The sequence below is a fragment of the Paenibacillus sp. JDR-2 genome (assembly GCF_000023585.1).
In the GTDB taxonomy this organism is placed as follows: Bacteria; Bacillota; Bacilli; order Paenibacillales; family Paenibacillaceae; genus Pristimantibacillus.
In genome coordinates, this window is the sequence record NC_012914.1 from 914741 (window position 1) to 926493 (window position 11753).

Genomic DNA, 11753 nt, shown 5'->3' on the forward strand with positions numbered 1-11753 from the left:
ATTATTACAATCTGTAAACTTTGTCAACACAGTTCATCTTATTTTCATCTAGATGTATTATTGTAGAAAGATAGTGTACAGGAGGTGCTCCATTATGCCGAAAATACTCGTCGTGGATGACGATCCCAATATACGCGAGCTGGTCAGCTTGTTTTTGCGGAGAGAAGGTTACGAAGTGATTGAAGCCACCAACGGAGAAGATGCGTTAAACCGTTTGGAGGCGGTCAAGCCGGATCTCGCGGTGATTGACGTGATGATGCCCAAAATGGACGGCTGGGCCTTATGCTCGGCTTTGCGCGAGTCGTTCGACATGCCGCTCTTGATGCTGACGGCCAAGGGCGAGACGGCTCATAAAGTGAAAGGCTTTGAGCTTGGCGCCGATGATTATGTTGTGAAGCCGTTTGATCCGCCGGAGCTGATCGTCAGGGTCAAGGCTCTTCTTAAGCGGTACCGCATTGCTTCCTCGCAGGTAGTGGAGCTGGGCGGACTTTCGATGAACCGCTCGGACTTCCAGCTTGTCGCGAACGGCGAGAAGATCCTGCTGCCGCCGAAGGAATTCGAATTGCTCTTCAAGCTGGCAAGCTATCCGGGCAAGACCTTCACGAGGGAGCATCTGATCGAGCAGCTGTGGGGGATGAACTACGAAGGGGACGAGCGTACGGTTGACGTACATATTAAGCGGCTTCGCGAGCGGTTCCCGGAGGAGGATTTTGGCTTCCGCATCGTAACGATCCGCGGCCTTGGCTACCGATTGGAGGAGCGGGCATGATCCGCAGCTTATATGTAAGAATAGCGGTGACTTTTCTGGTCATCGTATTAGTAAGTATTAGTATTGCCTATTATACGGCTAACCAGCTGTTCAGGCGGGATCTGCAGGGGCAGAATGGCTTGGAGGAAATGATGATTACCCGGCTGGAGCGGTTGTACAACGATTCGTCTCCGCGCTCCTTGCCGATGTTCCTTGAGCAGGTCTCGAGTCTTCAGGAGATGTCGATCGTTGCGGTTAACCGGAACGGGCTTGTTATTCAAGTCGGACGGACGAGCCGGGCGATTGTGAATCATTTGACTTATAAGACGGTCGAGAACATTTTTGGAGGCAAAACGGAAAGGGTAAACTACGCGGACGAGCATCAGAGCGGGCCGCCTTCTCCTCCGGCATACGGACGCTTGGCTCAATTCGGCAATACGGAATGGGCCGTATTTATTACCCCGGATCATGTCCGGCAGGTCCGAAGCTTCCAACGGAATACGTTCACCATTCTGATTACGCTGCTGGTTGTCGGCTGTATTCTGATCCTGTTCGCTGCCCGTTATCTGGTGAAGCCGCTCAAAATGATGACGGCCGCCACAACCCGCATAGCCAAAGGCGACTTTGGCGTACAGCTTCCGATGTCGCACAAGAACGAGCTGGGCGAGCTTGCGGACAGCATTAACAGGATGGCGCATAGCTTGTCGCAGCTGGAGACGATGCGACGCGATTTCGTATCCAACGTATCGCATGAAATCCAGTCTCCGCTCACCTCAATCGGGGGGTTTGCCGAGGCGCTGCGCAGCGAGGATTTGACGGAAGGGGACCGGAATCGTTATGTTGGTATTATTAAGCAGGAGAGCAGCCGTCTATCCCGCTTAAGCGAAAATCTGCTGAAGCTGGCATCACTCGATTCCGAGCATCACCCGTACAAGCCGGTCACCTACCGGCTGGACAGGCAGCTCCGCGACGTCGTCTTGTCCTGTGAGCCGACCTGGCTTGCGAAGCGGCTGACGGTAGAGCTGTTAATGGAAGAAACCGTGATTAAAGCCGACGAGGATCAGTTGAGCCAGGTATGGATCAACCTGCTTACCAACAGCATTAAATTTACGCCGGAGGAAGGCAAAATCTCGTTCCAGCTGTCGGAGAAAAACGGCTATGCCGTCGTCCGAATCTCCGATACGGGCAGCGGAATACCGGAGGAGGAACGGGACCGGGTATTTGAACGGTTTTACAAAATCGATCCGTCGAGGGACCGTTCCGAGGGCGGAAGCGGGCTTGGCTTATCTATTGTGAAGAAGATTATCGACATTCATGGCGGAACGATCGAGATCGAGGACGCGGAGCAAGGGGCGGTATTTGTCGTCCGGCTGCCGCTGAACGCAGAACCGCCAATGTGAAACAAGAAAGGGTGACGGCCATGTTTCATGAGAAGAAGAGGCAGCAGGTACGCAAAGCCATTATTCCGGCAGGGGGACTCGGTACGCGATTCCTGCCCGCTACCAAGGCGCAGCCGAAGGAAATGCTTCCGATTATCGATAAGCCGGCTATTCAATATATTGTAGAAGAAGCGGTGCAGTCCGGCATCGACAGCATCATTATCGTCAGCGGGAGGCATAAGCGGGCGATCGAGGACCATTTTGACAAATCTTATGAATTGGAAAAAGAACTCGAGGAACGCGGCAACGAAGAGATGCTCGCCATCGTCCGGGATATCTCGCATCTGGCCGATATCTATTACGTCCGTCAGAAGGAGCCGCTTGGGCTTGGACATGCTGTTCTATGCGCGCGGCGTTTTATCGGGGACGAGCCGTTTGCGGTGCTGCTTGGCGATGACATCCTGCGTTCCGAGCCGCCATGCCTGCAGCAGATGATCCATCAGTACGAGGAGACGGGCTCCTCGGTTGTCGCCCTGATGGAAGTGCCTTGGAATCAGACGCATAAATACGGCATCGCTGCTTTTGATAACGCTGATCCTTCCCGTAACCGCATTCTTGACCTGATCGAAAAGCCTGCGCCAGGGCAGGCGCCATCCAATTGGGCGGTCGTTGGGCGGTATGTGCTGGATCCGGCGATCTTCGAGCTGCTGGAGCATGCTAGGCCCGGCAAGGCCGGGGAAATTCAGCTGACGGACAGCCTTCAGCAGCTGAATCATTTCGCTCCGATTCTGGCGCATCGCTTCACGGGCAAACGCCATGACGTGGGCGATAAGCTGGGCTTCGTGAAAGCGACGATTGATTTCGCCCTGGAGCGGGAGGATCTGTCGGAGGAAGTCCGCAAATATTTGCGCGAGCGCCTCGGCTAAGGATAGGAAAAGTACGCTGCTGTGAAGGGGGAAACCCCTACGCAGCAGCGTTTTTTATTATTCTCGTAAGATATCTCTATCTTATTGCCGAACCGACACAGCCAACAAATCCACGACGGCAGCCATTGCCTACATTGGATTTGCTCCATTAAAATTAGTCATTTAAGCTACTTCGCATGTTCTAGAGAGATTTTCCTCCAACGGTATATTTTCCAGCGTAGTTTTTCGTAAAAAAAGCAAAGCCCTCAACACGAGGGCTTTGCCGAATCTGTCTATTATTTATTGCGCTGCCGTCTCATTCAACGCCGTTTCCGTAATCGGGTTACGTTTAATTTTTATTTCCTGGAACGTAATTTTGTTGTCGAGAATATAGTCCGGGATGTTGCGGTGTTTATGCGATTCGCGGAACGCTTCGCTTTTGGTCCACGCCTGGAAAGCATCCTTGGAAGTCCAGCGGGTAACAACGGCTACCTCGTCATACTCTTTCAGATTTTGCGTCCACAATACCTCGAGTCCGAGGAAGCCCTCCATCTGTTCTACCTTGCCAATCCGGTCAAAACGTTCAACAAGCTTGTCACCGCTGCCTTTTACGATCTGCGACGTGTTCGTTACAATAATCATCGTTTGTTCCTCCTCGTTTTGTTTTCGAACCGGAATAATAACGGGGTAATGGCCGTCGAAGCTGACCTTTGCCTCCAGTTCATACACTTCTCTCATGAATCCTTTAGATAATACGTTCTTAGGCTCGCCGGCCGAATGAATCTCTCCATCCTTCATCGCAATCAGATGATCGCAATAAGCGGCAGCCTGCTGCAGGTCATGCAATACCATAACAATCGTTGTCTGCTGCTGTCGGTTAAGACTGACAAGCGCTTCAAGCACTTCAAGCTGATGCGCGATATCCAGATACGTCGTTGGTTCGTCCAGCAGAAGCAGTCCGGTCTTCTGGGCGAGCGCCATGGCGATCCGGGCTTTCTGCTGCTCCCCTCCGGAGAGGGTGGCAAACATGCGGTCGTCATGCCGTCTGATTCTCATCAGGCGCATCGCCCATTCGATCACGTCGTGATCTTCCTTGGAGAGCTTCTGCGAGAACATGGACCGGTGAGGGGACCGGCCGTATTCGATTAATTCCCGGACCGTGACATTAGGCATAAACTCCTTGGACTGCGGGAGCATGGAGACCGCCTTGGCGAAATCTGCCCTGGAATAATGCTCGGCAGGCTTGCCTAATATCGTAATGCTGCCTTCATCGGGAGAAGACAGTCCGGTAATAAGAGAGAGAAGGGTGGATTTGCCGGAACCGTTTGGTCCCACGATAGCGGTTATTTTCCCCTTCGGAATGATGGCATTGACGTCTGTGAGTTTGAACATGCCCCGCTCCAGCGTCAGTCCTTTTGTCTCTGCTGCTGTCATCGCCAATTGCTCCTTTTCCTAAGCAGATATAAGAAAAACGGTGCTCCAAGGACGGCCAGCAAAATGCCAACGGGCAGCTCGACGGGATCGAGCACCGTCCGGGCGGCCGTATCAGCCAGCGCGACAAGCGCTGAGCCGCCTAGAATGGATGCCGGCATTAGGTAGCGGTAATCGTCGCCGATCATGAGTCTTATCGCATGCGGGACAATCAGTCCGACAAAGCCGATCAGCCCGGCAACGCTGACAGCCGTTCCGGCCAGCAGGGAGGCAAGGAGAATAAGCAGCATGCGCTGCATTTCTACTTTTTGCCCGAGCAGCTTGGCGGAATCATCCCCGAGCATGAGCAGATTAACAGGCTTGATGGCCAAGAACGACAATACGAGGCCTACCGCCGCATAAGGCAGCATGAAGGAGAGATGATGCCAGCTTCTGCCGTTTAGTCCGCCGGACAGCCAAGGCAGCACGGCTTGAATACGGTCGCTGTACATGACCATCACGCCGTTCATGACAGCCCCGATCAGCGCGTTTAAGGCAATGCCGGCGAGCACGATTTTGCCCGGGGAAGCGCCTTTATCCCATGACAGCGTGTAGATGATGACCGATGATATTAAGGCGCCAAGGAAGGCTGCCGCCGGCAAGAGATAGCTGAATTGCGGCAGCAGAACCATTGTAATGACGGCTGCCAGGCCAGCGCCGGAGGATACGCCGATCACGCCGGGGTCGGCAAGCGGATTGCGCATGACGCCCTGCAGGATAGCGCCGGAGGCGGCAAGACAAGCGCCGGTTAATAATCCGATCAGAACGCGGGGCAGCCGGAGATCGAAGACGATCGTATCCTGGGGCGATTCTCCCCGGGCCGTTAAGGCATGCCAAATATCTTCGAGCGCGACAGGCACGGAGCCCGCCATAAGGCCAAGAAGCAGGCTTGCGATAACGAGGACCGGCGCGATGGAGAGAACGAGTTTTCGACGTTTGGTACGTTGCTTGATGTTCATGAGTTTCCCTTTCAGCTTGCGGACAATTGATCGCGCATGAGTGTCAAAGCTTCCATGACCCTGGTTCCCGGATTGGTGCCGAACAAATCATTGGGGAGAATCTCGACATGCCCTTGCTTTACCGCGTCTACATTGTTCCAAGCCGCATTGTCCGCCATTTCCTTCAAGAAGCTTTCCTTTACCTGCTCCGCATTCCCGTGCGTCATGATAAATATGTATTGCGGATTCGCCTGTACGATCCTTTCATTGCTAAGCTGCGCGTATTGCGGGTAGCTTTGCAGGCGGGGGTAATCAGCGGCGATATTGATGCCTCCGGCGAGTTCAAGAATGTTGCCGCCAAGCGAAGACGGAAGGGCGGCCATAAACGTTCCGGGAGCTCCGTATACGAGCAGCACTTTTGGTCCATTTGTCGCAGCGGCTGCCTTGTACTCAGCCAGCTGGCCGTTGATTTGCTCCACGAGCTCGTTTGCCCGGTCCTCTTTTTGAAGAAGCTCGCCGAACAATTCGATTTGCTGCGTAATTTCCTGCACGGAATTAGCGCTCGTAAGCAGCATCTTGGAGCCGATGCTCTCGATGGTCGGGATGTCCTTCGTGTTCATCGGACTGTTGCCAAGCACAACATCCGGATGCAGCAGCGTAATTTTCTCGAGATCGACCTCATGGGCCGTCCCGATCTGCTTCACTTCGCTTAAGGCTTCCAGACTTTGAGGCAGCTCGGAGGTAGGGCGACCTACCAGGTTGCCGCCAAGCGCGTAGATAATATCGGTTTCGCCGTTGCCAAGAGCAACAATTCGTTCCGGAACATGGTTAAAGCCGAGGCTTCTTCCGGTGAAGTCCTTGATCGCGATTTCACTGCCTGCTTGGGCAGGCGACGCAGTATTGCCGCAAGCGCAACAGCTTATAACGATAATGGCCGCAACGGCTGCTACTAGCGATAAGCGATTACGCATGATTGCCCTCCTTTATGGGTAAAAATGGCCAAGTAATCAAGAACGATTCTCAGTTTGACAATAATGATATTCATTCTCACTTAAAACGTCAATAGTTTTTCAGGAATTTTTTAGATAAAAATTTTTGATGATAAAAAATAAAAATAAATGAGATGAATTTCATATTTATGGTTGACGTTCTCAATTAAACTGTGATAATTTTCTCATTGAGTTTACATGAGGTCTGGCATGCGAGGAAGAACGATGGAAGGTTATGGGTATTATTTGGGCCCAATGTACTTCTTCATGCCCGAAATCCTTGAATATTGAAGGACTAGGGTTGCTTATAGCCCCAAATTTTATTGCGAGGTAGGAGGGAGGATGCAGATCCTATTTTTTTGGTCTTTATTGAGAATGATAATCAATAAAGTGTTGTCGCAATACTTTTGAATAATTATTTTCTCTTATTTCCATTTGTTAAAAGTAAATAAATGGTATTAAGTAAAATAATTTTGGAGGTTTCAATGAAAACAAGAATAGGGAGAATAGGCGCTTGGATCTTCTCTTTAATGGTCATTATCGCCTGTATTCCAGCTTACGCAGCCGCCGCATCCTCATTGGAAGCCGGAAGCTACTCGGCCGATTACGTGGTGCTCAGAGCCGAGGATGATTCCGCGTCGATCGCCAACGATTATTGGGAGAAGCCGGCGACCGTCACGGTTGCGGGCAACGGGGCTACGGTCCGGATGACCATTAATCACAGTAAGTGGGTGAAAGAGTTCAGCGTCCCGTCGGGAAGCGGATCCTACACCGCCGTGAAAGTGGTGAGCACGGATGAAGCCGCGGACAAAAGAACGGTCGAGTTTCGGACGGAGGATCTCTCGAAGCCTATTTCCGCCAAGATCCACGTAACGGTTGAGGATATCGGATACGACCATAAGTACACGATCCGATTCTCTTTTGATACGAACAGCTTCAAGCTGATTAAAGCCGCCGAGAAGCCTGCGGAAAAACCGACCGAGACGCCTAAAGAAACGCCGAAGGAAACACCAAAGGAAACGCCGGCGGCTGATAAAGGCGCAAGCACAGGCACCGGGACGGCAAATCCGTCCGGCAGCAAGGAGCCGTCGCCTTCCCCGGCTTCAACGGCGAAGCCAACCTCTACGGAGGAGAAGGGGGCAAGCGGCACGGCGGCAGCAGGTTCCAGCGATAGCAAAGGGAATTCTGAAGCGGTTGGCGCATCCGCTACGAAGGAGCCGTCAGCCACACCGGCAGCCGATGCGAATAGTCCGGAAGCGAGCGAGGCTCCAGGCACGCCGGAGGATTCAACCGCGGTGGGAGAACCGGGTGCAGCGGAAGCGAGCGATTCGGGCAGCAATGAAGCTGCAGCCGCAGGATCGGCAGGCGATGCCGATGCAGAAGCGGTTTCAGTTCCGCTTGCTGAGGAGGCTTTACAGCCGGCAGACGACAATGGCCGGAATTTGAAAGTTATTTATATTTTGGCTGCCGTCATTATAGCCGGGGCAGTGATGTTTATCGTCCAACGGCGCAAACGTTCGACCAGACAATAGATGAGGTTTTGAACTTTATTCATTTTTACATAAGGAGAGGTTGTCGGAAATGTTGGAGAGTGTTCTGCAAAAGAAGGTAAAACAAAAGGTTTCGATAATGCTGATTATCGCATTGGTTATCGCTTTATTTTCAGGTTTTTCTACGGCTGCTCATGCAGCTGAGGATGTACAGCTTACGGATGTTACGTTAAATTACGTGAAATTGACAGACAAACAGGTATCTTACGATGCAACGGTCGGAACAAATTACTACGACGCAAAAACGTATGAACTTGATGGCCAAAAGTATTTACGCGTAAGCGTTTTGCACACGAGTATTAATCTGCAGCTTGTCATCGATGGCGTTACGCCTATTGAGGTGTCTTCGATTTACAATGCAGAAAATGCGGTTATCGGGCATGTCTATGATTACGCGATTGCGAGCTTTACCGATCCAATCGTTGGTAAAATCACTTACCAGGCTGGTCCTCAACTAGGCAACCACCCTATGTATATCATTATCAATCAGGATGCGAAAGCTGAAACGAGAGCAGCATTGAAGGCTAAGCTTACAGAAGCTAACGCTATCGCGAACAAGAGCACCCAATTGACGCAAGCAATCGCTACAGCTACTGCGGTTGATCATTTGCTTTCCCGCGAAGCGGAGCTTCTTGCCCAACTTCAAGCACTTACAACGGCTGTTGCAAAAGAAACGGTACAGCCTACCGCCGTTACGCTGAACTACGTGAAACTCTCGGATAAAACAGTATCTTACGATGCAACAGTCGGAACAAATTATTACGACGCAAAAACATATGAACTTGATGGCCAAAAGTATTTACGCGTAAGCGTTTTGCACACGAACATCAATCTGCAGCTTGTCATCGACGGCGTAACGCCTACCGAGGTGTCTTCGATTTACAATGCGGACAATGCGGTTATCGGCCATGTCTACGATTATGCGATTGCAAGCTTTACCGATCCCATCGTTGGCAAAATCACTTACCAGGCTGGTCCGCAACTAGGCAACCACCCTATGTATATTATTATTAATCAGGATGCGAAGGCTGAAACAAGAACGGCGTTAAAAGCGAAGCTTACTGAAGCTAACGCCATCGCGAACAAGAGCACGCAATTAACGCAAGCGATCGCTGCCGCTGCCGCGGTTGATCATTTGCTTTCCCGCGAAGCGGAGCTTCTTGCACAATTACAAGCTCTTACGACTGCTATTGCAAGAGAAACAGTAGAGCCTGCAGCCGTTACGCTGAACTACGTGAACTTCGCAGACAAAAATGCACCTTTCGATAATAGGGTCGGAGGAAATTACTACGATTCTAAAACCTATGAAGTTAATGGTCAAAAGTATTTACGCGTAAGTGTATTGCATGCTGGCATCAATCTGCAGCTTGTCATCGATGGCGTTACGCCTATTGAGGTGTCCTCGATTTACAATGCGGACAATGCGGTTATCGGGCATGTTTACGATTATGCGATTGCAAGCTTTACCGATCCAATCGTTGGAAAAATCACTTACCAGGCTGGCCCGCAACAAGGCAACCACCCGATGTATATCATTATCAATCAGGATGCGAAGGCTGAAACAAGAGCGGCGCTGAAAGCGAAGCTTACGGAAGCTAACGCCATCGCGAACAAGAGCACCCAATTAACGCAAGCAATCGCTGCCGCTGCCGCGGTTGATCATTTGCTTTCCCGCGAAGCGGAGCTTCTTGCTCAATTACAAGCTCTTACAACTGCCGTTGCAAACGCGTCGGGCGGCGGTACTACGCCGGTTGAACCTAAGATCCCGAACGGCACGTACAGCCTGAACTTCACGATTCTGAAAGAAGGTACTACCGAAGCCTCGGTTATGAACGGCTATGTGGTCCATCCTGCTACTCTCGTAGCAAATAACGATGTATATACCGTAACTCTCCGTTTAACGCAAAGCAAAGAAATTACAGGCTTCAAGGTAAATGGTGTAACGCCACCAAGCAATACCAATACAGAGAAAAACACGCGTGACGTGACGTTTACAGTCAGTGACCTGTCTCAAATCCAGAACGGCTGGGTCAAAATCGACTGGGATTCCATGAATTATCACGAAGAATATAACGTTCAAATCAAGTTTGGCAGTTATTTCACTTACACCGAGCCGGGTTGGACGGGTAATCCGTCGATTCCGTCCACTCCTGATGAAGAAGAGGAAGAAACAACGGATCCTTCGACCGAACAACCTGGTACCTTCAAGGATGTTGAAAAGCATTGGGCGAACGAGTCGATCAAACGCGCCGCCCAGCTTGGTATCGTAACCGGCTATAGCGACGGTACTTTCAAACCGGACGGCGTTATTAACCGCGCTGAATTTACGGCTATGATCAGCCGTGCCTTGAAGCTTAAAGCTCCTGAAAACGGCACAACGGTTAACTTCAGCGATCTGTCCTCCATTCCGTCATGGGCGAAGCCGTTTATCGAGCAAGCGGCGGCAGCGGGAATCATCAGCGGTTATGCCGATGATTCGTTCCGTCCGGCGCAAGAGATTTCGCGCACGGAGATTGCCGTTATGGTTGTAAAAGCGCTTGGCCTACCGCTTGAGCCAGCATCGTCTTTGAACTTTGCGGATGCAAACAGTGTGCCTGAGTACGCGAAAGCAGCCGTTGCCACGGCAGTGAAATACGGCCTTCTCCAAGGCAAAGGCAATAACAAGTTTGACCCGCTTGCCCATGCAACACGCGCCGAGGCTTTGACTTTGATCCTTCGCGCTCTGGATTTTGCGGCTGCGCAAGCAGCGCAGCAAGCAGCAACGAAATAAAAGTACGCAAGGGGATGTCCGGGAGGCCGGACGTCCTCTGCCTTGTTTTTCGGAAAGGAGAGATAAGATGTTTGCCAGATTGGCGAAAATGCTGGTCGTAACTTTATCCATAAGCGCCTTAGCTGCTTGTTCCTCCGGCAATAAGCCGGCACAGGAGCCGGAATCGACCGCCGCAAATGCAAGCAAGCCCGCGGCAACGGAATCCGCGAAGGAAGAGACGCGTATCGTATCCACTACCGTAGCCGTTACTCAAATCATGGATGCGCTTGAGCTTAACCTTGTAGGCATTCCGACGAGCGTGAAGACGCTGCCGGATCGTTACAAGGAGGTTAAGGAAGTCGGAAATCCAATGAGTCCGGATATGGAGCTTGTGAAGTCGCTGCGTCCAACCGAGGTGTTGTCCGTCACCACGCTTAAGGTGGATTTGGAGCCGGCTTTCGAAGCAGCGAAGATTAACGCGACTTTCCTGGATCTGACGAGCCTTGCGAGCATGGAAGAGGCGATCAAGACTTTGGGGCAGAAGTATGACCGTACGGGGCAAGCGACGGAGGTCGTGAGTAAGATCGACGAGCAAATTGCCGAGATCAGCAAGACGACGGAGGGCAAAACAAAGCCGACTGTGCTTATTCTGCTTGGCGTTCCGGGCAGCTATCTCGTGGCGACGGAAAAATCCTATATCGGCAACCTTGTGCAGCTGGCCGGCGGCGTGAATATCGCGAGCGGAGCGAAGGTGGAGTATCTGGCTTCCAACACCGAATATTTGCAGAAGTCCAATCCGGACATAATTTTGCGAGCCGCTCACGGGATGCCTGACGAAGTTATCAAGATGTTTGACGAAGAGTTCAAGAAGAACGATATCTGGAAGCATTTTAACGCGGTGAAGAACGGGCGGGTCTACGATCTTCCGGAAGAGCTGTTTGGCACAACGGCTAACCTGGCCGCGGCCGAAGCGCTGAAATCGCTTGTTCCGATGTTGTATCCCGAAGAGAAGGATGCTGCATAAC

9 protein-coding genes are annotated in these 11753 nt (G+C 51.6%); 6 read left to right on the plus strand and 3 right to left on the minus strand.

The genetic code is table 11. The features are described from left to right. The first annotated feature begins 94 nt into the window (after positions 1-94). Genes PJDR2_RS04060 through galU form a run of 3 tightly spaced genes read left to right on the plus strand, consistent with a single transcriptional unit; the run spans position 95 to position 3053 of the window. Entirely contained in the window at positions 95-769 is a 675-nt protein-coding gene (locus PJDR2_RS04060) for a response regulator transcription factor (RefSeq protein WP_015842411.1), read from the plus strand. Next, complete coding sequence (locus tag PJDR2_RS04065) at positions 766-2148, plus strand: sensor histidine kinase (RefSeq protein WP_015842412.1); 1383 nt, start codon at positions 766-768, stop codon at positions 2146-2148. The genes PJDR2_RS04060 and PJDR2_RS04065 overlap by 4 nt, the downstream gene beginning before the upstream one ends. Positions 2149-2168: 20 nt before the next feature. Continuing rightward, positions 2169-3053 (plus strand): UTP--glucose-1-phosphate uridylyltransferase GalU, encoded by an 885-nt coding sequence (galU, locus tag PJDR2_RS04070; protein ID WP_041613284.1) that lies wholly within the window; start codon positions 2169-2171, stop codon positions 3051-3053. Positions 3054-3332: 279 nt separating this feature from the next. Here the strand turns inward: galU and isdG are convergent, their stop codons facing one another. The 3 genes from isdG to PJDR2_RS04085 are packed head-to-tail and all read right to left on the minus strand — an operon-like array spanning position 3333 to position 6411. Further along, a complete protein-coding gene (isdG, locus tag PJDR2_RS33715; RefSeq protein ID WP_015842414.1) occupies positions 3333-4466 on the minus strand; it encodes a heme oxygenase in 1134 nt (377 codons plus the stop codon). Further along, positions 4463-5461, minus strand: a complete 999-nt coding sequence (locus PJDR2_RS04080; RefSeq protein ID WP_015842415.1) for a FecCD family ABC transporter permease — start codon at positions 5459-5461, stop codon at positions 4463-4465. Before PJDR2_RS04080 ends, isdG begins: the two co-directional genes overlap by 4 nt. A gap of 11 nt (positions 5462-5472) precedes the next feature. Next, positions 5473-6411 carry an ABC transporter substrate-binding protein gene (locus PJDR2_RS04085; protein ID WP_015842416.1) on the minus strand — a complete coding sequence of 313 codons (939 nt, stop codon included), beginning with the start codon at positions 6409-6411 and terminating at the stop codon, positions 5473-5475. A gap of 503 nt (positions 6412-6914) precedes the next feature. Here PJDR2_RS04085 and isdC point away from each other — a divergent pair. The 3 genes from isdC to isdE all read left to right on the plus strand — a co-directional run bounded on the left by isdC (position 6915) and on the right by isdE (position 11752). Then, positions 6915-7961 carry a heme uptake protein IsdC gene (gene isdC, locus PJDR2_RS31720; RefSeq protein ID WP_015842417.1) on the plus strand — a complete coding sequence of 349 codons (1047 nt, stop codon included), beginning with the start codon at positions 6915-6917 and terminating at the stop codon, positions 7959-7961. Positions 7962-8010: 49 nt separating this feature from the next. Next, entirely contained in the window at positions 8011-10749 is a 2739-nt protein-coding gene (locus PJDR2_RS31725) for an S-layer homology domain-containing protein (RefSeq protein ID WP_015842418.1), read from the plus strand. 67 nt (positions 10750-10816) lie between these two features. Then, positions 10817-11752, plus strand: coding sequence for a heme ABC transporter substrate-binding protein IsdE (isdE, locus tag PJDR2_RS04100; protein WP_015842419.1), 936 nt, complete (start codon positions 10817-10819; stop codon positions 11750-11752). Position 11753 lies beyond the last annotated feature (1 nt).